The sequence below is a fragment of the Coralloluteibacterium stylophorae genome, from assembly GCF_018122625.2.
GTDB lineage: Bacteria > Pseudomonadota > Gammaproteobacteria > Xanthomonadales > Xanthomonadaceae > Coralloluteibacterium > Coralloluteibacterium stylophorae.
Window position 1 is genome coordinate 103,320 of record NZ_JAGQFT020000006.1, and the last position, 25,919, is coordinate 129,238.

A 25,919-nucleotide genomic window follows, 5' to 3' on the forward strand; every position below is an offset into this window, starting at 1 on the left:
CGCACAAGAAGAACAGTCCATGTCCCGCATCCCGCGCATTCGCCCCCTCCTCCTCGCGGCAGCGCTGTCCGTCGCCCTCGCTGCCTGCGGTGGCTCGGGCCAGCCCCAGGGCATGCCGCCCGCGCAGGTCGGCACCGTCACCGTGCAGCCGGGCGAGACGGCGATCGTCAACGAGCTTCCCGGCCGCCTGTCGCCCACGCGCGTCGCCGAGGTCCGCGCCCGCGTCCCCGGCATCGTGCTCGAGCGCACCTTCGTCGAGGGCAGCGAGGTCGAGGAAGGCGACGTGCTGTTCCGGATCGATCCGGCGCCGCTGCGGGCCGAGGCGGCCAGCGCCGAGGCCTCGGTCGCCCAGGCCGAGGCCGACGCCTTCCAGGCACGCGCGCTCGCCAGGCGCTACGAGCCGCTGATCCAGGAGAACGCGATCAGCAAGCAGGAGTACGACCAGGCGGTCGCGGCCCAGCGCCAGGCCGAGGCCCAGGTCGAGGCCGCGCGCGCCCAGCTCGAGGCGGCGAACATCAACCTCGACTACACCACCGTCACCGCCCCGATCTCCGGCCGCATCGGCCGCGCCCTGGTGACCGAGGGCGCGCTGGTGGGCCAGGGCGACGTGACGCCGCTGGCCACGGTGCAGCAGACCGATCCGATGTACGCCGACTTCACCCAGTCCGCCACCGACCTGCTGCAGCTGCGTCGCGCGCTGCAGGCCGGGCGCATCGAGGAGGTCGAGCCGGGCACCGCACGGGTGACCCTGATGCTGGAGGACGGCACCGAGTACCCGCTCCCGGGCAAGCTGCTGTTCTCCGACATCACCGTCGACGAGACCACGGGCCAGGTGCTGCTGCGCGGCATCTTCCCCAATCCCGACGGCATGCTGCTGCCCGGCGCCTACGTGCGCGTGCGGATCGAGCAGGCGGTCGCGCGCAACGCCATCACCGTCCCGCAGCAGGCGATCCAGCGCAACAGCGGCGGCCAGACCTTCGTCAGCGTGGTCGAGCAGGCCCCGCCCGCGGCGGGCCAGGAGGACCAGGAAGGCCAGGCGGCGCAGGGCCAGGGGCAACAGCCGGCCACCGTGGCGCAGCAGCGTACGGTGACGCTCGGCGGCACCATCGGCGACCGCTGGATCGTGGAGAGCGGCCTCGAGGCCGGCGACGTGGTGATCGTCGAGGGCTACCAGCGCGCCGCACCGGGCACGCCGGTGGTCGCCAGCCCGTGGACGCCGGCGAACGTGGACGCCGACCAGGCCGACCCGACGTCGCAGCAGGCCAATCCCGCCGTGTCCGGCCAGCCGCCGGGACGTGCGCCGGACGAGATGCCGCCGGCCAACGACGCGCCGGACCAGGCGGAGCAGACGCAGCCGTCCCCGCAGCAGTAATGCCGGACCGCCGCGCCCTCGCGCGCGGCGGCTTCGCCGCGCCGATGCGCGGTGAGCGAACCGAGAACCGACCATGCCGAATTTCTTCATCGACCGCCCGATCTTCGCCTGGGTGGTCGCGCTGTTCATCATCCTGTTCGGCGTCCTGGCGCTGCCGAACCTGCCGATCGCGCAGTACCCGGAGGTCGCGCCGCCGAGCATCGAGGTCACCGCGACCTACCCCGGCGCCTCCGCCGAGCAGCTCGACGAGAGCGTCACCAGCCTCGTCGAGCAGGAGCTCAACGGCGCCGAGGGGATGATCTACTACGCCTCGACGAGTTCCTCCTCGGGCCGCGCCACGATTTCGGCGACCTTCGAGCCGGGCACCAACCCGCAGCTCGCCCAGGTCGAGGTACAGAACCGCATCCGTCGCGTGGAATCGCGCCTGCCGCAGCAGGTGCTGCAGCAGGGCCTGCAGGTCGAGCGCGCGAATGCCGGCTTCCTCATGGTCGGCTCGATGCTGTCGGACAACCCGGAGATCGACCGCATCGCGCTCGGCGACTACGCCACGCGCAACGTCATCAACGAGATCCGCCGCGTGCCCGGCGTCGGCCAGGCGCAGCTGTTCGCCCCCGAGCGCGCGCTGCGCGTGTGGATCGACCCGGCCAAGCTGACCGGCCTGGACCTGCTGCCGTCCGACGTGTTCAACGCGATCAGCGCGCAGAACGCGCAGGTTTCGGCGGGCACCATCGGCGACCGCCCGTCGACGCCGACCCAGCAGATCACCGCCACGGTGACCGTGCGCGGCCAGCTGAGCACGCCCGAGGAGTTCGGCAACATCATCCTGCGCGCGAACCCCGATGGTTCGACCGTGCGCCTGCGCGACGTGGCGCGGGTCGAGGTCGGCGCGCAGACCTACCAGTTCATGTCCTACCAGAACGGTGTCGAGGCCGCGGCCTTCGGCGTGCAGCTGGCTCCGGGCGCCAACGCGCTGGCCACCTCGGAAGGCGTGCGCGCCAAGCTCGAGGAGCTGTCGGAGTACTTCCCGCAGGGCGTGCGCTACGACGTGCCCTACGACACCGCGCCGTTCATCGAGATCTCGATCGAGAAGGTGATCCACACCCTGGTCGAGGCGATCGTGCTGGTGTTCCTGGTGATGTTCCTGTTCCTGCAGAACATCCGCTACACCCTGATCCCGACCATCGTGGTGCCGATCGCCCTGCTCGGCACGCTCGCCGTCCTCTACGCGCTGGGCTTCTCGGTCAACGTGCTGACCATGTTCGGCATGGTGCTGGCGATCGGCATCCTGGTCGACGACGCGATCATCGTGGTCGAGAACACCGAGCGCATCATGGCCGAGGAGGGCCTGACCCCGCGCGAGGCGGTGCGCAAGGCGATGCGCCAGATCACCGCGGCGATCGTCGGCATCACCCTGGTGCTGATCGCGGTGTTCCTGCCGCTGGCCTTCATGAGCGGCTCGGTGGGCGTGATCTACCGCCAGTTCTCGGCCTCGATGGCAATCTCCATCGCCTTCTCGGGCTTCCTGGCGCTGTCGCTGACCCCGGCGTTGTGCGCGACCCTGCTCAAGCCCATCTCGCACGGCGGCGAGCACCAGCGCGAGGTGCGCCGCGGCCCGCTCGGCTGGATGGACCGCTTCTTCAACTGGTTCAACCGCTTCTTCGACCGCTCGACTCATCGCTACGAGGGTGGCGTCAGGCACGTCATCGGCCGACCCAAGCGCTACATGCTGGTGTTCCTGGCGATCGTGGCGCTGATGGCGGTGCTGTTCCTGCGCCTGCCGAGCTCGTTCCTGCCGGTCGAGGACCAGGGCTCGCTGCTGGTCGACATCCAGCTGCCGCCGAACGCCGCCGCCAACCGCACCCGCGAGGCCAGCCGCCAGATCGAGAACTACTACATGGGCGATCCGGCGACCCGCCAGCGGGTGGCCGAGGCCTACGCCAGCGGCGACGAGGACCGCATCGACGAGGCGACCGAGGGTCTCACCCCGACCCAGCAGGCGGTCGAGAAGATGGTCATGATCAACGGCTTCAGCTTCTCGGGCACGGGCCCGAACGCCGGCCTGTCGTTCGTGATCCTGCGCGACTGGGCCGAACGCGACGACGAGCAGTCGGCGCAGGCCATCGCCGACCGCGCGATCGGCGAGCTGTTCGCGATGTCGGGGATCAAGGACGGCACCGTGTTCTCGGTGGTGCCGCCGGCGATCCAGGGCCTGGGCACCAGCAGCGGCTTCGAGTTCCGCCTGCAGGACCGCGCCGGCCTCGGCCACGCGGCGCTGCAGGCCGCGAGCCAGGAGCTCATGAACAAGGCCCGCCAGGGCGGCATGATCGATCCGCAGTCGCTGCGCGTGGCCTCGCTGCCGGACGCGGCCCAGATCCAGGTCGAGATCGACCGCCAGAAGGCCAGCGCGCTGGGCGTGTCGTTCGCCGACATCAACCAGACGCTGTCGATCTCGATCGGCTCGACCATCGTCAACGATTTCCCGAACCAGGGCCGCATGCAGCGCGTCATGATCCAGGCCGACACCGGCTGGCGCATGGCGCCCGAGGACATCCTCAGGCTCTACGTGCGCAATGCCCAGGGCGAGATGGTGCCGATGTCGGCCTTCGCCACCATCGACTGGGTCTACGGCCCGGTGATGGTCTCGCGCTACAACGGCTACCCGTCGGTGAACATCTCCGGCGAGGGCGCCGCGGGGGTGAGCAGCGGCGCGGCGATGGAGGAGATGGCGCGCCTGGCCGACGAACTGCCGCCCGGCTTCGGCTTCGAGTGGACCGGGCAGTCGCTGCAGGAGCAGCAGTCCGGCGCGCAGGCGCCGATGCTGCTGGGCCTGTCGATCCTGGTGGTGTTCCTGGTGCTGGCCGCGCTCTACGAGAGCTGGTCGATCCCGCTTTCGGTGATCCTGGTGGTGCCGCTGGGCGTGCTCGGCGCGGTGCTCGCGGTGACCCTGGTGGGCATGCCCAACGACGTGTTCTTCAAGGTCGGCCTGATCACCATCATCGGCCTGTCGGCGAAGAACGCGATCCTCATCATCGAGTTCGCCAAGGACCTGCACGCGGAGGGCAAGGACCTGCTCGAATCGACGCTGGAGGCTGCGCGGCTGCGCTTCCGCCCGATCCTGATGACCTCGCTGGCGTTCGGCTTCGGCGTGGTGCCGCTGGCACTGGCCACCGGCGCGAGCTCGGCCAGCCAGCGCGCGGTCGGCGTCGGCGTGCTCGGCGGCATCGTCGCCGCGACCGTGCTGGCGGTGTTCCTGGTGCCGGTGTTCTTCGTCTTCGTCAGCAACCTGTTCAAGCCGAAGCCGCGCTACCACGACCGCTATCCGACCTCGTTCGAACCCGGGCGCGACCACGACGCGCCGGCGCAGGAGCACTGACATGACGCTGACCAGAACCACGCCGCGCATCGCCCTCGGCACGGCCATCGCCCTGGCGCTGGCCGCCTGCTCGATGGCGCCGCGCTACGAGCGGCCGATCGCGCCGGTCGCCGGCACCTTCCCCTTCGCCGGCGAGACGCTGGAGGAAGGCGCCGGCGCGGTCGGCGGCGCCGCCGACCGGCTGGCGCCCGACATCGGCTGGCGCGAGTTCCTGGGCGACCCGCGGCTCGGGCGCCTGGTCGAGCTGGCGCTGGTCAACAACCGCGACCTGCAGCTGGCGGTGCTCAACGTCGAGGCCGCGCGCGCGCAGTTCCAGATCCAGCGCGCCGACCAGTTCCCGACCCTCGGCCTCAGCGCGCAGGGCACGCGCCAGCGCATCCCGGGCGGCGTCGCGGTGAGCCCCGGCGTGCCGGCGACCGGCGGCGGCGTGTTCGAGCAGTACACCGTGGGCCTGGGCCTGTCGGCGTTCGAGCTCGACCTGTTCGGCCGCGTGCGCAGCCTGCGCGATGCGGCGCTGCGCGAATACCTGTCGACCGTGGAGGCGCGCCGCAGCGCGCAGATCTCGCTGGTCGCCTCGGTCGCCACCGCCTACCTCAACGAACGCGCCGCCGACGAGCGCCTGGCGATCGTCGAGGCCTCGCAGGAGACCTGGGAGGAGAGCTACCGCCTGGCCCAGCTCCGCTTCGACGCCGGCGTCGGCTCCGAGCTCGACCTGCGCGAGGCGCAGACCCTGATCGCCACCGCCCGCGCCGACCTCGCCGCCGCACGCCGCGAGGCCGCGCAGGCGCACAACACGCTGGTGCTCCTGGTCGGCCAGCCGCTGCCCGAGGAAGACCTGCCGCCGGCGCTGCCGCTCGGCGAGCAGGAACTGCTGGCCGACATTCCCGCCGGCCTGCCGTCCGACCTGATCGAGCGCCGCCCGGACATCCTCGCCGCCGAACAGTCCCTGCGCGGGGCCAATGCGAGCATCGGTGCCGCGCGCGCCGCGTTCTTCCCCACCATCAGCCTGACCGGCAGCCTGGGCTCGACCAGCACCGACCTCGACAACCTGTTCGACAGCGGCACCCGGAGCTGGAGCTTCACCCCCCAGATCACGCTGCCGATCTTCGACACCGGCCGCAACCTCGCCGGCCTCGACCTGGCCTGGGTGCGCCGGAACATCGCCGTGGTCCAGTACGAGCAGACCATCCAGACCGCGTTCCGAGAGGTCGCCGACGGCCTCGCCGCGCGCGCTACCCTGGACGAGGAACTCGATGCGCAGAACGCACTGGTCGAGGCGTCGCAGCGACGCTTCGAGCTCAGCCAGCTACGCTACGAGGCCGGCGTCGACAGCAGCATCCAGCTGCTCGATGCGCAGCGGTCGCTCTACAACGCCCAGCAGGCGCAGCTGCAGACCCGCCTGCTGCGCCTGACCAGCCTGGTCGACCTGTACCGCGCCCTCGGCGGCGGCTGGCAGCCGGCCGACGAGGCGACGGCGGCCGAGGTCGCCTCCGCACCCGCGGCGGATCCCGAGCCGTCCACGCCCTGATCCGGCGCGGACGTGCAGGATCCGCGTCCCACCACAGCAAGAAGAACCGACAACGACATGGCCCATCCCCGCTCCCTCGCCGCCGCCATCCTCGCGATTGGACTGTCGGCCGCCACCCTGCCCGCGCAGGCACAGCAGTTCGAGATCGCCGGCGGCGTCGCCAAGAAACACGAGGGCGAGACCACCGAGGTCTTCTCCGCGCACTGGCTGCCCGAGCTGCGCCGCATCGGCAACGCCACGCTGCGCGCCGACATCGCCTATTACCGCGTGCAGGGCCGCGATGTCGACGACACCGACTGGGAGCTCGAGGAGGACGTCGACGTGTTCGGCGCCGGCGCGCGCTACGAGCACGACAACGGGCTGGTCCTGGGCTTCGCCATCGCCGCGCAGCATGGCTACACCGATGCGCTGTCAGGCGACCCGCAGTTCATCTCGCAGGTGGGCTGGCGCTGGCGCGCGCTGACGCTCAGCGTGCGCCACATATCCAACGCCGGCTACGAGAGCCCGAACCAGGGCGAGAGCATGGTGATGGCGGGCTTCCGCTTCTGAGCGGACGCGCCAGGCCCTCGTTCGACACGAAAAGGCGGGCTGAGGCCCGCCTTTTCACATGCATGGACCGCGGGATCAGGCGCCCGGCTCGTCCGGGAGCACCATCCACAGGATCAGGTAGACCAGGATCCCCGGGAACGCCGCCGACAGGATCGAGACCAGGACGAAGATCATCCGCAACGCAGTGGAGCTGAAGCCGAAGCGGTGCGCGATGCCGCCGAGCACGCCGGCGATCCAGCGGTCGTTGCGCGCGCGGTGGATCGTGGTGGAAGCCATCGTGTGCACCCTCTGCAGGACGGGCCGCCACTGTTGCGGGCCTCGCGCTGGCGGCGCGTGAAGCGCGCCGCCGACGCTTTAGCCGCACTTCAGCCCTGCGGCGCGTCCGCGCCGACGCCCTGCAGCCAGGCGTCCACCACGGGACGCCACAGCGCATAGCCCTGCGCCGTCATGTGCAGCCCGTCGTCGAGGAACAGTTCCGGCCGCGGCTCGCCCCGGGCGTCGAGCATTGGCGTGAAGACGTCGAGGAAGGCGACGTCGTCCTGTCCCGCGGCCCAGTCATGGATCAGCGCATTGGCGCGGGCGCCCGCATCCATCAGCGCGCGCCGGGCGATGCTCGGCTTGACCGCGATGTAGGCGATCGGCAGGTCCGGATAGCGCGACCGCACCGTCTCCACGAACTCCACGAAGTCGTCGCGCAGCTGCTCGGGGCTGTCGCCGTTCATGATGTCGTTGTCGCCGGCGTACATGACGATGGCGCGCGGCCGGTACGGCAGCACGATGCGCCGGGCGAAGTGGGTCGTGTCGTCGAGGTCCGAGCCGCCGAAGCCGCGGTTGATGGTGGCGACGCCGGGGAAGTCGCTGTCGAGCGTCCTCCACATCACGATCGACGAGCTGCCGACGAACAGCACCGCGTCGCGCGGCGGCGGATTCTGCCTGTCCGCCGCCTCGAACTCCGCGATCGCCGGCTCCCATTCCGCATGGCCGCGGTCGACGGGCTGCTGGGCGTGGGCGAGGAACGGGGCGAGCAGGAGCAGGCAGGAACTCAGTCGTATCATCGGGAAGCGGCCTTTCGGGGGGAACGGGAATCGGGATCGCGCGCGCGCAGCCAGTCGTGGATGGCCTGCGGCACGTCCTTCTGCGCGCGACCGGACACGTAGATGCCGATGTGGCCGCTGCGGAAGGCGAACTCCGTGTAGTCGCGCGTGCCGAGCAGCGGCCCGAGCGCGCGCGAGGACGCCGGCGGGACCAGGTGATCGTGCTCGGCATAGATGTTGAGCACCGGGACGTCGATGCGCGCGAGGTCCACCGCCTCGCCGCCGATCTCGACACTGGCCTCGACCAGACCGTTGCGCTGGTAGAAGTCGCGGATGAACTGGCGGAACGCCTCGCCTGCGAGGTCCGGCGAATCGAAGATCCACTTCTCCATCCGCAGGAAGTTCTCGAGCTCGGTGACGTCGTCGAGGATGTCGGTCATCTGCACGTACTTGTGCACCATCAGCCGCCACGGCTTGAGGGCCAGGTAGGTCCAGTTCATCAGGTCGGCGGGCACGTTGCCGAGGGTGTCGACGAAGAGGTCGATGTCGATGCCGCGCGCCCAGTGCGCGAGGAGGTTGCCCTCGGTGTGGAAGTCCACCGGCGTCACCATCGTGACCAGGTTGCGGACCCGGCCGGGGTTGAGCGCGGCGTAGCACAGCGCGAAGGTGCCGCCCTGGCAGATCCCGAGCATGTCGATCGCGTCGACGCCGTGCCGGCGGCGCAGGTGCTCGACGCAGTCGGCGACGTGGCCCTGGATGTAGTCCTCGAGGGTGAGGTAGCGGTCGCTGCCGTCGGGATAGCCCCAGTCGATGATGTAGACGTCCTCGCCGCGCGCGAGCAGGCCGCGCACCAGCGAACGGTCGCTCTGCAGGTCGGTCATGTAGGGGCGGTTGACCAGCGCGTAGACGATCAGCAGCGGCACCTTCGCCGTCGGCGCGCGCTCGCCGCGGAAGCGGTACAGCACCATCTTGCCGTCGCTGTGGACCGCCTCGCGCGCGGTGACGCCGACGTCGAGTTCGCCGATTCCGGCGAGCGTGTCCATGCCCGCGGCGAGCTTCTCGCGCAGCCGCGCCATCTCGGCCATCAGGGCCTCGTGGGTGAAGTCGAGCGGCCCCGCCACCTCAGCCTCCGGAGCGGCGCCGGCGCGGCCGCGGCGGAGGCGCCGGCGCCTCACCGCCGACGGCGGATGCGCGCCGGCGCGGCGCGGGCTCCGGTCCGGGTCCGGGCGGGGCGGACGCCTCCAGCTGCGCCTCGAGCGCCTCGACGCGCGCGCGCAGCCGGCGCAGCTCGCGCTGCGCCTCGGTGAGCTTGCGGTAGGCGCTGTCGACATCGGTGCGCGTAGGCACGCCGAGCAGGCGGGAAACCTGCTCGACCTCGAGCTGCAGGCCGCCGCGCACGCGCATCTGCGCGTCCAGCAGGGCGGCCTGCGCCTTCTGAAAGGCCTCGCCCTCGGCGACCTCCGCATAGGCCGCTTCCGCCGCCTCGATCCACAGGTCGAACAGCGCACGCGCCGAAGCGATGCCCTCGCCCGCGGGCCCGCGCTCGCCGAGTGCGGCCTCGAAGCGGGAGAACGCGCGCCGTGCGGCCTCGTTGAGCAGCGCGCCGTAGTCGCCGGCGCGCGCCTGCAGGTCGGCCTGCGCCTGTGCCAGGCGCTGCCAGCGTGCCTGGTGCTCGCGTCCCATGCCGAAGCCGTGCCGCGGCGCCGCGGCGCCCGACCACGCGCCCAGCATCGGCAGGATCTGCTGCAGGGCGTCCTGCAGCACGCGCACGTCGCCGGGCGTCGGCATCAGGCCGGCGAAGGGACTGTCGCCCAGCATGTCTCGCCAAGCGCCGGCGACGGTGGCCGCGTCCGCATCGCTGCCGGCGAAGCGCTGGGCCAGGGTCTGCATGCGCGCGAACCAAGCCTGTGCCGGATCCTGCGCCGCCCCGGGCGCCGCCGGATCGGCGGGTGCGCCGGCGGCACGCGTCCAGCCGGCGAACATCGCTTCCCAGGGCGAGGGCGCCTGCGCCGATGCACCGCCCGCGCCGCCCGTTGCCGTCCCGTCCAGCAGCGATCGCCACGCCGACCACATGCGTCGGTTCAGCGTCTCGAAATCGTCTCCGGGCGGCTCGCCGGCAGGGCCCATCTACCTCTCCTCTCGCGACCCACGATGCTAACACCCGGCTCCCTGCGCGTTGGCGTCGGGGCCGGCGGTCTGGCAGCCTCGCCGGCGAACCAGGATCCAGCGCCCATGGCCCACCCCGACCCAGGACCTCCGCCGAGACTCCCTCACCGCACCACCCCGACGTGGGAGGTCGAGCTGCTGATATCGGGCGTGACCGTATTCGCCCTGATCCAGCTCACCGGCTGGCTGGACGACAGGTATTTCGCCGTCGCCCCGAGGGTCGGCGAGGACTGGATGCGCGGCGTCCTGATCGTCTACCTCTACCTGAAGTCCGCCGTGCTGATCCTGGTGGCGACGTTCATCGCGCACCTGGTGCTGCGTGCGCAGTGGATCGCACTGGTGGGCATGCATTCGGTCCATCCCGGCGGCATCGACTGGCTCCGCCTGCGCCTGGGCACGATCCAGCGGCGCGCCGAACGCCGGCGGCTGGCGTCGGTGCCGGAACAGATCGACCGCGCGGACGACCGGGCGACGGTGGTCTTCGCGCTCGGCACCTACCTGGGCACGCTGCTGCTGGTCCTCACCGCGAGCGCGGTCCTGGTCCTGCTCGCCGCGCTCCTCCTGAAGGCACTCCTGCCCCGGCACATCGGCGCCGTGCCCCTGCTGGGCGGGCTCTTCGCCCTGCTGGTGGCGCCGTTCCTTCTGGCGACGGCCCTCGACGCCCTCCTCGGCCGCCGGATCGCCGCGGACGGACGTGCGGCGCGCATGCTGGAGGCGGTGTTCGGCGTCTACGGCCGCATCGGGTTCGGCAGTTCCGGCAGCGCCGCCTATGCCCTCGTGGCCAGCCGTGGCGGTCACCGCACGATCAGGTGGATCACCGCCGTGGCGATCCTCGCCGCCGTCCTCGTCGTCGCCGGCCAGCTGCAGGCCGAGACCGATCCCGAGCGATTCGGCGAGTACGCAGTCTGGCCCGACGATGCCGCCGGCACGGCCCGCAGCATCCGCAGCCCGCACTACGACCGCCTGCGCGATCCGCGCCGGGACCCGGCCGTCCCCTTCATCCAGGACGAGGTCATCCGCCACGACTGGCTGCGCCTGACCGTGCCGTTCTCGCCGGCGCACGACGCGCAGGCGCTCGGCGCCCACTGTCCCGAGGTACTGGCCCCGCGCGCGGACGAGGATCCGGACGCGCGCCGGGTCGCCTTCGCCGACTGCATGCAGCAGCTGCATCCGGTCTCGATCGACGGCCGGCGCCTCGCCGACCTGCACTACGACCTCGGCAGCGACCCCAGGACCGACCGCCCGGCGCTGCGGGCGATGCTCGACATGCGCGGGCTGGGACGGGGCCGCCACGAGCTGCGGGTCGGTCGGCCCGCGGACGCGAACGGCACGGAAGCGCGCGAGGTGGTGATCCCGTTCTGGCGCTGATCAGCGCGGCAGACGCAGCGCCTCGGCCGTGAGCGGGGGCGGCGCACCGCCGATGCTGCCGCGCGGCAGCGGCGTCAGGTGCGCGTTGCCGGGCAGCGCCGCGCCCGCCGACAGGTGCGCCCACATCGCATCCAGCGCGCGGTAGGCGTAGGGCATCAGCGGTACGTAGCGGGCGCCGAGCGCCGGTACGCCGAGGAAGGCATCGAAATGCTGGGCGTGGTCGACGCGCCAGTAGCTCAGCGGGCGCCCGTTGGCCTGCGCCCAGCGCGCATAGGCGCCGCCGGCGAAGGCCTCCGGGATCAGGCCGTCGTCGCTGCCGTGGACCAGGATCACCGGCAGGTCCGCGCGCGGCAGCGCCGCCCGCGTCGCGGCGACGCCGTGGCGCACCGCCGCTGCGGCGGGGTCGTCCCCCGTCCACAGCGCGCGCAGGCAGAGCAGGCCGGGCAGCGCCGGGTCCCCGCCCTGCGGCGGCGGCGCCTCGACGAGGCCGACCCCGGCGCCGGGCGGGATGCCGGAGGCGTCCGCCCACCATGCCGCGCGCGTCGCGTCGGCGGCCGTCGACGCCGGCGGGGTCATGTCGAAACGGAACCCGCACGGCATGGCGCCGGCGGGCGCACGCGCATAGGCGGAGGCATAGGTCGCGGCCACCGAACGCCAGAGGTCGAAGGCGCTCGAGAGGGCGCCGGCGGCGATCGCGGCGTCGCTCCATCCCGTCGCCCGCAGCCGCGCGTGCGCCTGCGCCGCCTGCGCGTGCAGGTCCGCACCGGACAGCGTCCCGCGGCCGGCGAGGCTCGCGCAGCGGGCGACGCTCGCCGCCGTCACCGCACCCTCCTCGCGCGCGTACGGCGCGTCGGCGAAGGCCGGCGCCGCGAGCGCGCAGGGCATCAGCAGTGCGGCCTCGGTGACGTAGTCGTAGAGCGGCCGCCCGCCATCGCCCGGCCACACGTTGGGCGAGATCGCGACCACGCCGTCCAGCCACGCGCCCTCCTCCTCTGCCGCCCGCAGCACCGCACCGCCGCCGTTGGAGACGCCGACCGCGATCGTGCGCACGCTCGCCGGCGTATGCGGCGCCTGTGCGGGAAAGGCGCGGTCGAGCACCTGCAGTGCGATGTCGGCGGCCTGGCGTACGTGGCGGCCCCAGTCGGCTTCCGGGTTGTCCTGCGAGTGCGCGTGCTTCACCGCCACGCCGGCCGCGGCGGCGCCGGTGGGCGCGAAGGCGCGCGCGTCGCCGCCGGCGAGGGTGCCGTCGATCCCGGGCCCCTGCCCGGTCGCCAGGTCGACGTAGTCGGTCCCCGCGCCCTTGTCGGTGTAGACCACCGCGCAACCACGCGGCAGGCCCCAGGCGCCGGCCAGCGCGATCGCGCCGTAGATCCCGCGCGAGCCCGAGGACGCGGCGACCACCAGGCAGCGCGCCTCGCGGTCGAACCCGTCGGGCACCTGGACCAGCACCCGGTGCGGCTGGCGCGCGCCGGGCAGCGTGGCCAGGGTCTGGTATTCGGTGCCGGATACCGCGCCGAAGCCGCCGTAGAACTCGCCGTAGCCGCCGCCGGGGGCGAGGTCGGCGATGCCGCGCCAGTTGCTCCAGATCGCGCGGCGGCGGAGCTCGGCGGGCGTGGGCGCCAGCGGGTCGGCGAAGGCCGGCGGCGTGGCCGCACGCAGGCCGGCCTCGCCGAGCCCGGCGGTGAGCAGGTCGTCGCCGCCCGCGTGGCGGGTGACGCGCAGCGGTTCGAGCGGATCCATCGCCGTCTCCGTGTGCAGCGCATGGCCGGCGCAGCCGGACACGCCGAGGCCGAGGCCGAGCAGCAGGCCGCCATGGCGTGCGCGCAGGTTCGATGCAGGCAGGGTCATCGGGCCACGGTAGCCGGCGCGGGACGACCGGCCATCGTACTTTGGTCGCACGCCGGCCGCGGTCGCGGTTGCTAAGGTGCGCGCGATCCCGACCAGCAGGAGTCGCGCCATGACCGCTCGCAGCATCCTCGTCACCGGCGCCGGCAGCGGCATCGGCGCGGGCATCGCCGCCGCCCTCGCCGCCGAGGGCCACCACCTCGTGGTGACCGACCTCGACCCCGCCGCCGCCGCCCGCGTCGCCGCGGCGATCGCCGCCGCCGGCCACTCCGCCGAAGGGCACGCGCTCGATGTCGGCAGCGAGGCCAGCGTCGACGCCCTGCCCGCGGCGCTGTCGCGCCCGGTCGACGTACTGGTCAACAACGCCGGCCTGCAGCACGTCGCGCCGCTGGAGGAGTTCCCGATGGCGAAGTGGGACCTGCTGGTCCAGGTCATGCTGACCGGCACCGCGCGCGTGACCCGCGCCCTGCTGCCCGGCATGCGCGAGCGCGGCTTCGGCCGCATCGTCAACATCGGTTCGATCCACGCGCTGGTGGCCAGCCGCTACAAGAGCGCCTACGTCGCCGCAAAGCACGGCCTGGTCGGCTTCTCCAAGGTGCTGGCGCTGGAGACCGCGGACGCCGACATCACCATCAACACCGTCTGCCCGAGCTATGTCAGGACGCCGCTGGTGGACGCGCAGATCGCCGACCAGGCCCGCAGCAACGGCATCTCGGAGGAGCGCGTGGTGTCGGAGATCATGCTCAGGCCGATGCCCAAGGGCGTGTTCATCGGCGTCGACGAACTGGCCGGGATCACCGCCTTCCTGCTGAGCGCGCCGGCGCGCAACATCACCGGCCAGTGCATCGTCGTCGACGGCGGCTGGACCGCGCAGTGACGCCGCGGCGGCACCGCCCGCGCGCATGCTGGTAGAACGGTCGCTGCGACCGCTCTTCCCGCCCCCATGCACATCCTGATCGCCGACGACCATCCGCTCTACCGCCTGGCGCTGCGCCAGGCGGTGGCCGAGAGCGCGCCGGGCGCGACGATCGGGGAAGCCGAGGACCTGGCCGGCGTGCAGGCCGCGCTGGACGCGGCGCCGGAGACCGACCTGGTCCTGCTCGACCTGCACATGCCCGGCGCGCACGGGCTCGGCGGGCTCGCCGCGCTGCGCGGCGCGCATCCGGCGGTGGCGGTGGTGATCGTCTCGGCGCACGAGGATCCGGCGACGGTGCGGCGCGCGCTCGATTTCGGCGCCGCCGGCTACATCCCCAAGCGCGCGGGTCTGGAGCAGCTGCGCAGCGGCCTGCGCGCGGTGCTCGACTGCGAGGTGTGGCTGCCGCTCGACCTGCGCGAGGCTGTCGAGCGCACGCCCGCCGCACCGCAGGACGGCGACCTCGCCGCCCGCCTCACGTCGCTGACCCTGCAGCAGTTCCGGGTGCTGAGCCTGGTCGCCGAGGGCCGGCTCAACAAGCAGATCGCCGACGCGCTCGGCATCCAGGAACGCACGGTCAAGGCGCACATGACCGTGGTGTTCGAGAAGCTCGGCGTGCGCAACCGCACCCAGGCCGGCATCCTCATGCGCTCGCTGGACGTGCGCGACGCCGCCGACGAGGCGAGCAACGAGTAACGCGGAGTGGGTACGAGGAGACGCGAAGCGCGGCCCCGCCGTTCCTCACTCCTCTTCCCTCACTTCCCGTCCCGGGGCAACAGGCGCGACAGCAGGGAACGCAGGGCCAGCGGCTTGAGCGGCTTGTGCAGCAGGTGCGCATCGGCGGCAGCGACCGCACGCCGGGTCGCCTCGCCGTGGTCGGCGGTGATGATCACCGTCGGCCGCGCGCCGATCGCCGCGGCCAGGCGACGCTGCAGGTCGAGCCCGGTGTCCTCGTCCAGATGCAGGTCCAGCAGCAGCACGTCGGGCGGTGTCGCCCGCGCCGCCGCCAGCGCGTGTTCCGGCGACGCCGCCGCGAGCACCTCGCAGCCCCAGCCCTCGAGCAGGCTGCGCATGCCGAGCAGCACCGCGGCGTCGTTGTCGACCACGAGCACGCGCCCGCGCGGCGCCCGGCCCAGGGCCGGCGCCGGCCGCGCCGGCTCGGCGCCCGGCCCGGCCGCGAGCGGCACCGCCACCGAGAACACCGTGCCGCGGCCCGGGCTCGAGCGCAGGCGCAGCGGATGCCCGAGCAGGCGCGCCATGCGTTCGGCGATCGACAGGCCGAGACCCAGGCCCTGGCCGCGCCGGTCCAGGCGCCGGAACTCCTCGAAGATGAGCGTGCGGTCGCCCTCGGCGATGCCCGGACCGGTGTCCCAGACCTCGATCTCGATGCCGTCGCCGCGCCGGCGCACGCCGAGCAGGATGCGCCCGGATCCGGTGTAGCGCACCGCGTTGGCGAGGAAGTTCTGCAGCACCCTGCGCAGCAGTTGCGGATCCGTGCGGGCCCAGGCGCGGGTGGGCACGTAGCGCAGCGCGAGCCCGCGTTCGCGCGCGAGCACGCCGAACTCCGCCGCCAGGCCGCCCAGCAGCGGCCCCAGGGCCACCGCCTCGATCTTCGGCGCCATCCCGCCGGCATCCAGCCGCGACACCTCGAGCAGGCCGGCGAGCAGGCCTTCGGCCGAGCCCAGCGCACCGTCGATGTTGGCGACCGCCGCGCGTCTGGCTTCGCCCAGCTCAGCCTGCTCGGCCAGTGCATGGGTGAACAGCCGCGCGGCGTTGAGCGGCTGGGCGAGGTCGTGGCTGACCGCGGCGAGGAAACGGCTCTTGGCGAGGTTGGCCTGCTCGGCGGCGACGGTGGCGCGTGCGAGTTCCTCCGTGCGCGCGCCGACGCGCTGCTCCAGGGTCTCTGCGACGCTCTTGAGTTCGGCTTCGGTACGCCGGAACGCGCTGACGTCGGTGAAGGTCGCGACGAAGCCGCCGCCGGGCATGGGATTGCCGCGGATCTCGATCACCGCGCCGTCGGGGAACAGCCGCTCGGTGACGTAGGGCGTGCCGGCGCGCATGTGCACCATGCGCCGTTCCACCGCCGCGTCGATGTCAGCCTCGTCGCCGAGGCCGTGGTCGAGGTTGTAGCGGACCAGGTCGGCCACCGGCCTGCCGACCACCAGCACGCTGGCCGGGTAGGCGAAGAGCTCGGCGTAGCGCCGGTTCCAGGCCACCAGGCGCAGCTCGGCGTCGACCACGCTGATGCCCTGCGCCATGTTCTCCAGCGCCGCCTCGAGCACGCGCTGGTTGAAGCGCAGCGCCTGCGAGGCCTCGCCGACGATGGTGGCGACGGTGTCGAGGTCGCGCTCCTGCTCGCTGGCCGCCGCATCCAGCAGCAGGCGCGCGGACGCGGTGCCGAGCACGGCGGCGAGCTCGTGCTCCACGCGCTGCAGGACCACCGGCGCGACCGTCGCCTCGCGCGGCGCATCGTCCAGAAGTTCGGCCAGGCGCTTGGGTGGGAGGAAACGCTCGGCGACCGCCTCGAGGACGGCGTGATCCAGCGTACCGCGGCCGCCGCTGTCCTGCCGCGGACGTCCGCCGGCGGCGGCGAAGGTGACGAATGCGCCGGTCGCCAGGCTTGCGACCACCGCGCGCCCGAGCGGACTCCAGTCGCCCATGCCGGCGAAGCCCGCCGGCCCGAGCCAGGCCAGGCCGAACGGTCCGTCGAGAAGCCACGCCGGTGCCTCGCCCGCCTCGCGCACCAGCCCCGGCAGCAGCAGGATCCAGGCCCAGACCAGGAAACCCGCGACCAGGCCGGCGATCACCGCGCGCGGCGGCGTGCGCGGCCGCAGCACCGCGAACAGCACCGCCGGCGCGACCGTGGCCAGCGCCGAGAACGACACCGCGCCGAGGTCGGCCAGCGCCTCGCTGTCGGTGGTCACGCGGCTGTAGGCCCAGGCCAGCAGCACCAGCGCGAGGATCGCCACGCGGCGCTGCATCAGCACCGCACCGCGCAGGTCGCCGCGCCGCTGCGCCCAGGCGCCGCGCACCATCAGCGGCGTGATCCAGTGGTTGCCGATCATCACGCTGAGGGTCAGGGTCGCCAGGATCACCATGCCCGTCGCCGCGCTGAGCCCGCCCAGGAAGGCGACCAGGGCGAGGCCGCCGCGGTCGGCGGCCAGCGGCAGCGCGAGCACGTAGAGGTCCGAGGGCACGCCCAGCGGCGCCAGCCAGGCCTCGCCGGCGCGCGCCAGCGGCAGGATCGGCAGCGAGATCAGGAGCATGTACAGCGGGAACAGCCAGCGTGCGGTGCGCAGGTAGCGCGGGTCCTGGCATTCCACCGCGGCGACGTGGAACTGGTGCGGCAGCACGAACATCGCCAGCGCGCCGAGCAGGATCAGGGCCGGAAACCCGCTGCTGTCGGCCGGCTGCGGCATGGTCGTGGGCAGCGCCGGTTCCGGAACCGGCAGCCCGATCAGGAACACGCCCACCGCCAGCATCGCGCCGAGCTTGAGCAGGGCCTCCATCGCGATCGCCAGCACCAGGCCGCGGTTGTGCTCGACCGCGGATGCGCGACGGGTGCCGAACAGCATCGCGAACAGCGCCATCGCCAGCGCGACGTAGAGCGCGCTGTCGCGCCACGGCGGCGGCGCCAGCTCGGAGGCGCGGGTGATGAGCCCGTAGCTCATCGCCACCGCCTTCAGCTGCAGCGCCACGTACGGCATGATCCCGAGCACCGTGATCGCGGTGACGGTGGCGGCGAGCCAGGAATTCTTGCCGAGCCGGGTGGCGACGAGGTCGGCGATCGAGGTGGAGTTGTGTTCGTGCGCCAGCCGCGCCAGGCGCTGCATGAAGGCGTAGCCGAACACGTACAGCACGATCGCGCCGATGAAGGTCGGCGGCACCGGCCAGCCGGAGCGCTCGGCCTGGGTCACCGTGCCGTAGAAGGTCCACGAGGTGCAGTGCACCGCCAGCGACAGGCTGTAGATCAGCGCGCCGTGGCGCCCGGCCGCCTGCGGCCGGCGTTCGCCCCACACCGCCGCGCCGAACAGCAGCGCCAGCCAGACGAGGCCGGCGGCGACGACCAGTCCCGCGCTCAGCACCCCGGCATCCCGCGGATCAGCGCGCTCCGGAGAGCCGGTCGAGCGCCGCCGTCAGCCAGCGCAGCTGCACGCCCTGCCGGGTGTCGTAGTCGGCCCCCGAGTATCCCCACCAGTCCCAGCATGCCTTCGGATTCAGCGGCGTATAGCTTGCCCGCGTCTGCGGATACAGCACCACCAGGCCGTAGGCGTCGGCCCAGCGGTTGAAGCCGGACCCGCGCACGAAGGCGTCGCCGACGCTGTCGGCATTCTGCTCGCAGCCGTGCAGGACCACCACGGCGCCGCAGGACTCGCCGCGGCAGCGCTCGGGAACATAGAGGTAGCCGGTGTCGCCGAGGTAGGCATCGGCGCCCTCGGGCTGCAGCGCAGCCTGGTCGAACGGCATCAGCGCACCGCCGGCCTGCGCCGGCGCCGCGTTCGCTGCGCTGCCGTAGATCGCCTCCAGGGCGGCGCCTGCGGCGTCGAAGCCGCAGGCGTTGAGGAAGGGCGTGCCGGTGGTGGCGCAGTCGACGCCGGTGTCGGCGGTCGGCAGCCCGTGGCCGAGCTCGCGGGCGTCGTCGACCACCACCTCCAGGCCCGGCGCGTCCGCGGCGAGCGTGCGGTAGAGGTTGGCGGCCGCCTGTGCGACCGGCGCGGCGACGACGGGATCCCTGCGCCCGTGCAGGATCCACACCCGGTCGCCCTCCAGTCCCGACAGGTCGCCGATGCGTCCGGCCTGCGCGCGTTCGCGCACCTGCGCGGCGAGCGTGGCGGCGTCCGGGGCCGGTTCGCCCTTCATGCAACTGCCCAGCGCCTGCTGCAGGTCGCCGCCGGCACAGCCGTAGGGTGGGCCGGCGACCAGGCCCGCGCCGACGAAGCGCTCGGGGAAGGCCAGGTGCGCCTGCGTCGCGAACGCGGCGCCCGACGACAGCCCGACCACCGCCACGCGCCCGGGATCGATGCCGAGCGCCGGCAGCGGCGCGGCTTCCTGCGCCTGCGCACAGGCGCCGAGCAGCGCCGCGGCGAGCGCGGCGAGGACGGGACGACGGATGGGGGACGAAGGCATGCGGTCGGGTCCGGTGGCGCGCCGGGACGGGATGGAGCGGCCCGGGCCGGCGCGCGGTCGATGGATCGAACGGGTCGATCAGAAGTTGTAGCGCAGCGAGGCGTAGTAGTTGCGTGGCCACGCATAGTAGGCGGTCTGGATGTTGGCCACGTTCGAGAACTCCTGGCCGTCGGTCTTGTAGACCTCGTCGCTCAGGTTGCGCACGCCGGCGCGCACCTGCCAGGTGTTGGCCGGGGAATCCCAGCCGCCGAACAGGCCGTAGACGGTGTAGGCGTCCTGCCTGAGCACGTCGCGGTTGTCGACCGACAGCCAGGTGTCGTCGCGGTAGGAGGCGTCGGCGCCGAAGGTCAGGATGCCGCCGTCGTCGAGGTAGACGTTCTGCGTCACCGCCAGGCGCGCGCTCCACTCCGGCGAGAACGGCACGTGCTCGTGGCTCACCGCCGCGTTGTAGAACGGCGACGACGGATCGGTGCGCGGGTCGTCGAAGGCGTCGTAGCTGGCGTCGAGGTAGGACACCTGGCCGGAGATCCGGGTGCCCTCGCCCAGCAGCGCCACGCCCTCGAACTCGACGCCGTCGATGGTCAGCTCGGCCGCGTTGATGACCGGGAACTCGCTCGGCGTCTCGCCGGCGACCCGCGCCTGGAAGTCCTTGTAGTCGCTGCGGAACACCGTGGCGTTGCCCTGCAGGCGGTTGTTCGCCGAACGCATCTTGACGCCCGCCTCGTAGGTCCACACCGTCTCCGGCTCGAACTCGGCGTTGGCGACCTCGGCCGCGTTGTTGGCGCGACCGTTGAACCCGCCGGACTTGAAGCCGCGGTTGGCCGACACATAGGCCATGACCTGCTCGCTGAACGCCTTCTGCAGGCTGATCGACGGCGTCCACGCGTCCCAGGTCTGCTCGGCCGAGAACGCCACCGTCTCGTCGAGCGCGGTGAACGGCGCGCCCCAGAAGGTGCTGGTGGTGCGGTCGTAGTCCTTGGTCTCGCGGGTGTAGCGCAGGCCGGTGGACAGCGTCCAGCTCGGCACGAATTCCCAGGTCACGTGCGCGAACGCCGCCGCGCTCTCGGTGTCGAGGTGGTCGGCGATGGTGCGGCGGAAGCTGACCGGCGCGCCGGCGAAGGCGAAGATGTCGTCGCCGAAGGCGATCTGCTCGGACGGCACCACCTCGTTGAGGTAGTACAGGCCGTACACCGCCTGCAGGGTGTCGCCGTTGTCGAACTGCGCCTGCAGTTCCTGGCTGACCTGGCGCTGGTTGAGGCCGACGTAGACGTCGCCGAGTTCGTACTCGGAAGCGTCGATGTCGATGAACGACTGCGTCTCCAGGCGCCGATAGCCGGTGATGCTCTTGAGGGTCCAGTCGCCGAGGTTCCAGCTCAGGGTCGCAGCGCCGCCCTTGTGGGTCAGCTTCTGGCCCTGGTCGGGGCCGAAGGAGGTGGCCGCTTCGAAGTCCCACTCGCCCTGCGGCGCCGGCATCAGCACCACCGGCCCGAGCAGGAGATCGGTCTGCACCAGGTCCGCCTCCGGGCGGCCCAGGGTCAGCGCGTTGTCCTGCCGCGTGTAGTCGACCGTGAACACCGCGCTGAAGTCGTCGGAGGGACGCACCGCGAGCTTGAGGCGCGCGGCGGAGGTGTCGTCCTCGTTGAACTCGCGGCCGCTGGCCGGGTCCTCGACGTAGCCGTCGTTGTCGGTGTTCACCGCCGCGAGGCTGGCGGAGATCGTGTCGGTGAACGGGGTGGAGCCGTAGAAGCGCTGCTCCAGGCGGCCGTGGTCGCCGACGGTGAGTTCGACCGCGCCCTCGCTGTACTGCGCTGGGTCGCGGGTGGTGATCTTGATCGCGCCGCCGGTGGAGTTCTTGCCGTACAGCGTGCCCTGCGGGCCGCGCAGCACCTCGACCTGCTGGATGTCGAACAGGCTGAACAGCGCGCCGTTGATGCGCGAGTAGTAGACGTCGTCGACGTACATGCCGACGCCGGGATCGAAGGTCTGCAGCGCGTCGGGCTGGCCGATGCCGCGGATGAACACGTTGACGCTGTTCGACGAACCGCGGCCCTGCACGATGTTGAGGTTGGGCACGGCCCCCTGCAGACCGTCGACGTTGCTGGCCTGCAGGTCGCGCAGGTCGTCGGGATCGAACGCGCTGACCGCGACCGGCACGTCCTGCGCGGACTCGACGCGACGGCGTGCGGTGACGGTGATCGCATCGAGCGTCGTGGCCCGCTCGCTGGCGGTGGACGCGGCGATCGGCGCCTGTGCCGGATCGGCGGGATCCGCGCTCTGCGCCGAGACCGAGGCCGATGCTCCCAGTGCGAGGCCGACGGCCAGGCTCAGGTACGTGCGCTTCATGTTGCCCTCCCCTTCTTGCATGCGGCTCGACGGCCGATCAGGGGCGCAGCCTAGGCGGGGGCGGAGCGCGGCGCATCGTACCTTGGTCCAGTGGGCCGTCGTCCTGCGCGCCGGGAGACTCGCGGCGGGGAAAAACCGCAGTCGGAGCACCGCATGTCCTTCCTGATCGTCCTGCTCGCCCTGAGCTTCCTGATGTTCGTCGCGTACCGGGGCTACAGCGTGATCCTGTTCGCGCCGGTGGCGGCGCTGGGCGCGGTGCTGCTGACCGACCCCACCCTGGTCGCACCGATGTTCACCGGGCTGTTCATGGACCGCATGGCGGGCTTCGTGCGGCTGTACTTCCCGGTGTTCCTGCTCGGCGCGATCTTCGGCAAGGTGGTCGAGCTGTCGGGGTTCTCCAAGTCCATCGTCGCCGCGACCATCCGCCTGTTCGGCGCGAAGCGCGCGATGCTGTCGATCGTGGCGGTGTGCGCGCTGCTGACCTACGGCGGCGTGTCGCTGTTCGTCGTGGTGTTCGCGGTCTACCCCTTCGCCGCGGAGCTGTTCCGGCAGAGCGACATCCCCAAGCGGCTGATCCCGGGGACCATCGCGCTCGGCGCCTTCACCTTCACCATGGACGCCCTGCCGGGCACGCCGCAGATCCAGAACATCATCCCCGGCGGCTTCTTCGGCACCGACACCTGGGCCGCGCCGGTGCTGGGCACGCTCGGCGGCGTCTTCATCCTGACCGTCGGACTCGTCTACCTGGAAGCGCGCCGCCGCGCCGCCGCGGCCCGGGGCGAAGGCTACGGCGAGGACCTGCGCAACGAACCCGAGCCCTTCGCCGGCGAGCGCCTGGTCAATCCGCTGATCGCGCTCATGCCGCTGGTGCTGGTGGGCGTGGCCAACAAGGTGCTGACCCTGGCCATCCCCGAGTTCTACGGCGCCAGCCATGCCTTCGTACCGGCGGTGATCGGCGACACCACGCCGGTGGTGCAGGAGGTGCCGAAGGTCGCCGGCGTGTGGGCGGTCGAGGGCGCGCTGCTGCTCGGCATCCTCTGCGTGCTCGCGTTCGCGTGGAAGCCGGTGGTCGGCCGCTTCGCCGAGGGCACCAGGACCGCGGTCGGCGGCGCCCTGCTGGCGGCGATGAACACCGCGTCCGAGTACGGCTTCGGCGCGGTCATCGCCGCGCTGCCGGGCTTCCTGGTCGTCGCCAACGCGCTGCAGGGCATCCCCGATCCGCTGGTCAACGAGGCGGTGACCGTCACCGCGCTCGCCGGCATCACCGGCTCGGCCTCGGGCGGCATGTCGATCGCACTGGCGGCGATGGCCGAGACCTTCATCGCCAACGCCGAGGCCGCGGGCATCCCGATGGAGGTCCTGCACCGGGTCGCGGCCATGGCCTCGGGCGGCATGGACACCCTGCCCCACAACGGCGCGGTGATCACCCTGCTGGCCGTCACCGGCCTCACCCACCGCCAGGCCTACGGCGACATCTTCGCGATCACCGTGATCAAGACGCTCGCGGTATTCACCATCATCGGCCTGTTCTACCTGACCGGGTGGGTGTGATGCGGGGACGCGCGGAGCGGGAGATGCGGAAACGAGACTGACGCGCCGCCGCCCGTGCAGGCCGGGCCGGCAACATGCGACGCCTCCTCTCGCTCCTCACTCCTCGTCTATCGCTCCTCGCTCCGCCGTTTCCGTCCGTCGCGTCGGCGCGGAAAGCAGCTACGAAAAAGGCGGGCCGAGGCCCGCCTTCTTCGTTCCGCTGCGCTTCGGCCGGTCAGGCCTGGGCGGCGGTGTCTTCCTCGATCGCCTTGATCGACAGGCGGATGCGGCCCTGCTTGTCGACCTCGAGCACCTTGACCTTGACCACGTCGCCTTCCTTGAGCTTGTCGGAGACCTTCTCGACGCGCTCGCTGGAGATCTGCGAGACGTGCACGAGGCCGTCCTTGCCCGGGGCGATGGTCACGAAGGCGCCGAAGTCCATGATCTTGGCGACCTTGCCCTCGTAGATCCGCCCCGGCTCGACGTCGGAGGTGATCTGCTCGATGCGCGACTTCGCCGCCTGCGCGGCCGCCGCGTTGACCGAGGCGATGACGATGGTGCCGTCGTCCTGGATGTCGATCTGGGTACCGGTCTCCTTGGTGATGGCCTGGATGGTCGAGCCACCCTTGCCGATCACCTCGCGGATCTTGTCCGGGTGGATCTTCATCGTCAGCAGGCGCGGCGCGAAGTCCGACAGCTCGCCGCGCGGCGCGGTCAGCGACTTGGCCATCTCGCCGAGGATGTGCAGACGCCCGGCCTTCGCCTGGGTCAGCGCCACCTTCATGATCTCCTCGGTGATGCCCTCGATCTTGATGTCCATCTGCAGCGCCGAGATGCCGCCCTCGGTACCCGCGACCTTGAAGTCCATGTCGCCGAGGTGGTCCTCGTCACCGAGGATGTCGGAGAGCACGACGAAGTCGTCGCCTTCCTTCACCAGGCCCATCGCGATGCCAGCCACCGGCGCCTTGATCGGCACGCCAGCGTCCATGAGCGACAGCGAGGAGCCGCAGACCGAGGCCATCGAGGACGAGCCGTTGGACTCGGTAATCTCCGACACCACGCGGATGGTGTAGGGGAACTCCTCCATCGTCGGCATCACCGCGAGCACGCCGCGCTTGGCGAGGCGGCCGTGGCCGATCTCGCGACGCTTCGGGCCCATCATGCGGCCGGCCTCGCCCACCGAGTACGGCGGGAAGTTGTAGTGGAACAGGAAGTGGTCCTTGTACTCGCCCGAGACGGCGTCGATGACCTGGCCGTCGCGCGCGGTGCCGAGGGTGGTGATCACCAGGCCCTGCGTCTCGCCGCGGGTGAACAGCGCCGAGCCATGGGTACGCGGCAGCACGCCGACGCGGGTGCTGATCGCACGCACGGTATCGAGCTGGCGGCCGTCGATGCGCACCTTGGTCGACAGCACCGACTGGCGCATGGTCTGGTACTCGAGCTCGCCGAACTCCTTGGCCATGTCGGCCGCGGTCCAGCCCGAGGTCTCGGCATGCGGCGCGAGCGCGGCAAGGGTGTCCTTCTTCAGTGCCGAGATGGCGTCGCGGCGCTCGAGCTTGTCGCGGACCGCGAAGGCCTTGGTCAGGCCCTCGCCGACCTGCGCCTTCAGCGCGGCGACCAGCGCCTCGTTGCGCGCCGGAGCGGCCCAGTCCCAGGCCTTGACGCCGACTTCGGCGGCCAGCTCGTTGATCGCGTTGATCGCGACCTGCATTTCCTTGTGGCCGAACATCACCGCGCCGAGCATGACGTCCTCGGACAGCAGCTCAGCCTCGGACTCGACCATCAGCACCGCGTTGGCGGTACCGGCGACGACCAGCTCGAGCTGCGACTCCTTGAGCTCGGCGGCGGTCGGGTTCAGCAGGTACTGGCCGTCCCTGTAGCCGACCTTGGCCGCACCGATCGGGCCGGCGAACGGCAGGCCCGACAGCGCCAGCGCCGCGGAGGCGCCGATCAGCGCCGGGATGTCGCCGTCGACCTCGGGATTGAGCGAGACGACCGTGGCGATGATCTGGACTTCGTTCTTGAAGCCTTCGGGGAACAGCGGGCGGATCGGGCGATCGATCAGACGCGAGGTCAGCGTCTCCTTCTCGCTGGGGCGCGCCTCGCGCTTGAAGAAGCCGCCCGGAATGCGGCCGCCGGCGTAGAACTTCTCCTGGTAGTCGACCGTGAGCGGGAAGAAGTCCATCCCCTCGCGCACGTTCTTGTTGCCGACCGCAGTGACCAGCACCACGGTGCCGTCGACACTGACGAGCACCGCGCCGCTGGCCTGACGGGCGATTTCGCCCGTTTCCAGAGTGACCTGGTGGTTACCGTACTGGAACGTCTTGGTTACTTTCGCCACGTAATTCTCCTCGGCCTGGCCGGTTTAGCGACGGATGCCGAGACGGCCGATCAGGTCCCGGTAGCGCTCGGCGTCCTTGCGCTTGAGATAGTCCAGCAGGCTGCGGCGCTGGTTGACCAGCATCAGCAGGCCGCGGCGGGAATGATGGTCGTGCTTGTGCACCTTGAAATGGCCCGTGAGCTGCTCGATACGGGCCGACAGCAGGGCGACCTGGACTTCCGGCGAACCGGTGTCGTTCTCGCCGCGCGCGTATTCCTGGATGATCTTCTGGGTGTCGATGGACATGTCGTTCTCTGTAGATGCGAAGCGTGCAGAAACGCGAACCGGGCCGAATCCGTGGGATCGACCCCGACGCACCGCTGCGCCCGCCGGTTGGGTGTGGCCTGCAAAAGGCGCGGAATTGTAGCCTGCGGGCTCCTTGGCGGACAAG

At 71.8% G+C, this 25,919-nt stretch carries 18 protein-coding genes; 8 read left to right on the forward strand and 10 right to left on the reverse strand.

All coding sequences use genetic code 11. The annotated features are described in order from the left end of the window. Window positions 1-19 precede the first annotated feature (19 nt). The 4 genes from KB893_RS10500 to KB893_RS10515 all read left to right on the forward strand — a co-directional run bounded on the left by KB893_RS10500 (window position 20) and on the right by KB893_RS10515 (window position 6,822). Window positions 20-1,372, forward strand: a complete 1,353-nt coding sequence (locus tag KB893_RS10500) for an efflux RND transporter periplasmic adaptor subunit (RefSeq protein ID WP_211927087.1) — start codon at window positions 20-22, stop codon at window positions 1,370-1,372. Window positions 1,373-1,445: 73 nt separating this feature from the next. Then, window positions 1,446-4,745 (forward strand): efflux RND transporter permease subunit, encoded by a 3,300-nt coding sequence (locus tag KB893_RS10505; RefSeq protein ID WP_211927086.1) that lies wholly within the window; start codon window positions 1,446-1,448, stop codon window positions 4,743-4,745. Between the two features lies 1 nt (window position 4,746). Next, window positions 4,747-6,273: an efflux transporter outer membrane subunit gene (locus tag KB893_RS10510; RefSeq protein ID WP_211927085.1), complete on the forward strand. Its 1,527-nt coding sequence runs from the start codon at window positions 4,747-4,749 to the stop codon at window positions 6,271-6,273. Between the two features lie 57 nt (window positions 6,274-6,330). Continuing rightward, the gene (locus tag KB893_RS10515) at window positions 6,331-6,822 is read left to right on the forward strand and encodes a porin family protein (RefSeq protein ID WP_213173673.1); all 492 of its coding nucleotides are present in this window, start codon (window positions 6,331-6,333) and stop codon (window positions 6,820-6,822) included. Window positions 6,823-6,897: 75 nt separating this feature from the next. On the opposite strand, the gene KB893_RS10520 is transcribed toward KB893_RS10515, so the two are convergent. The 4 genes from KB893_RS10520 to KB893_RS10535 all read right to left on the reverse strand — a co-directional run bounded on the left by KB893_RS10520 (window position 6,898) and on the right by KB893_RS10535 (window position 9,983). Then, entirely contained in the window at window positions 6,898-7,098 is a 201-nt protein-coding gene (locus tag KB893_RS10520) for a PspC domain-containing protein (RefSeq protein ID WP_211927083.1), read from the reverse strand. Window positions 7,099-7,187: 89 nt separating this feature from the next. Further along, a complete protein-coding gene (locus KB893_RS10525; protein WP_213173674.1) occupies window positions 7,188-7,877 on the reverse strand; it encodes an SGNH/GDSL hydrolase family protein in 690 nt (229 codons plus the stop codon). Then, complete coding sequence (locus KB893_RS10530) at window positions 7,874-8,977, reverse strand: class III poly(R)-hydroxyalkanoic acid synthase subunit PhaC (protein ID WP_213173675.1); 1,104 nt, start codon at window positions 8,975-8,977, stop codon at window positions 7,874-7,876. The genes KB893_RS10525 and KB893_RS10530 overlap by 4 nt, the downstream gene beginning before the upstream one ends. A 1-nt stretch (window position 8,978) precedes the next feature. After that, on the reverse strand, window positions 8,979-9,983 hold the full coding sequence (locus KB893_RS10535) for a poly(R)-hydroxyalkanoic acid synthase subunit PhaE (RefSeq protein WP_213173676.1): 1,005 nt from the start codon (window positions 9,981-9,983) through the stop codon (window positions 8,979-8,981). Window positions 9,984-10,172: 189 nt separating this feature from the next. Here KB893_RS10535 and KB893_RS10540 point away from each other — a divergent pair, with 189 nt between their 5' ends. Beyond that, complete coding sequence (locus KB893_RS10540; protein ID WP_213173677.1) at window positions 10,173-11,390, forward strand: hypothetical protein; 1,218 nt, start codon at window positions 10,173-10,175, stop codon at window positions 11,388-11,390. Here the strand turns inward: KB893_RS10540 and KB893_RS10545 are convergent, their stop codons facing one another. After that, window positions 11,391-13,349 (reverse strand): D-(-)-3-hydroxybutyrate oligomer hydrolase, encoded by a 1,959-nt coding sequence (locus tag KB893_RS10545; RefSeq protein ID WP_246505584.1) that lies wholly within the window; start codon window positions 13,347-13,349, stop codon window positions 11,391-11,393. On the opposite strand from KB893_RS10545, the gene KB893_RS10550 reads away from it, so the two are divergent. Together KB893_RS10550 and KB893_RS10555 are read left to right on the forward strand one after the other, a co-directional pair. After that, window positions 13,348-14,112: a 3-hydroxybutyrate dehydrogenase gene (locus KB893_RS10550; RefSeq protein WP_211927804.1), complete on the forward strand. Its 765-nt coding sequence runs from the start codon at window positions 13,348-13,350 to the stop codon at window positions 14,110-14,112. The genes KB893_RS10545 and KB893_RS10550 overlap by 2 nt on opposite strands. Window positions 14,113-14,178: 66 nt before the next feature. Beyond that, window positions 14,179-14,844 carry a response regulator transcription factor gene (locus KB893_RS10555; protein ID WP_211927803.1) on the forward strand — a complete coding sequence of 222 codons (666 nt, stop codon included), beginning with the start codon at window positions 14,179-14,181 and terminating at the stop codon, window positions 14,842-14,844. 59 nt (window positions 14,845-14,903) lie between these two features. On the opposite strand, the gene KB893_RS10560 is transcribed toward KB893_RS10555, so the two are convergent. The 3 genes from KB893_RS10560 to KB893_RS10570 all read right to left on the reverse strand — a co-directional run bounded on the left by KB893_RS10560 (window position 14,904) and on the right by KB893_RS10570 (window position 21,618). Beyond that, on the reverse strand, window positions 14,904-18,233 hold the full coding sequence (locus KB893_RS10560; RefSeq protein WP_213173678.1) for a hybrid sensor histidine kinase/response regulator: 3,330 nt from the start codon (window positions 18,231-18,233) through the stop codon (window positions 14,904-14,906). Between the two features lie 16 nt (window positions 18,234-18,249). Then, entirely contained in the window at window positions 18,250-19,275 is a 1,026-nt protein-coding gene (locus KB893_RS10565; RefSeq protein WP_211927650.1) for an extracellular catalytic domain type 2 short-chain-length polyhydroxyalkanoate depolymerase, read from the reverse strand. Between the two features lie 78 nt (window positions 19,276-19,353). Further along, window positions 19,354-21,618: a TonB-dependent receptor gene (locus KB893_RS10570; protein WP_211927651.1), complete on the reverse strand. Its 2,265-nt coding sequence runs from the start codon at window positions 21,616-21,618 to the stop codon at window positions 19,354-19,356. Window positions 21,619-21,771: 153 nt separating this feature from the next. Between KB893_RS10570 and KB893_RS10575 the strand changes: the two genes are divergently transcribed. Further along, the gene (locus KB893_RS10575) at window positions 21,772-23,169 is read left to right on the forward strand and encodes a GntP family permease (protein WP_213173679.1); all 1,398 of its coding nucleotides are present in this window, start codon (window positions 21,772-21,774) and stop codon (window positions 23,167-23,169) included. A 214-nt stretch (window positions 23,170-23,383) separates the two neighbouring features. Here KB893_RS10575 and pnp read toward each other — a convergent pair whose 3' ends face one another. Further along, window positions 23,384-25,489 (reverse strand): polyribonucleotide nucleotidyltransferase, encoded by a 2,106-nt coding sequence (gene pnp, locus KB893_RS10580; RefSeq protein WP_213173680.1) that lies wholly within the window; start codon window positions 25,487-25,489, stop codon window positions 23,384-23,386. 24 nt (window positions 25,490-25,513) lie between these two features. Then, window positions 25,514-25,774, reverse strand: a complete 261-nt coding sequence (gene rpsO, locus KB893_RS10585; protein ID WP_211927892.1) for a 30S ribosomal protein S15 — start codon at window positions 25,772-25,774, stop codon at window positions 25,514-25,516. Between the last annotated feature and the right edge of the window lie 145 nt (window positions 25,775-25,919).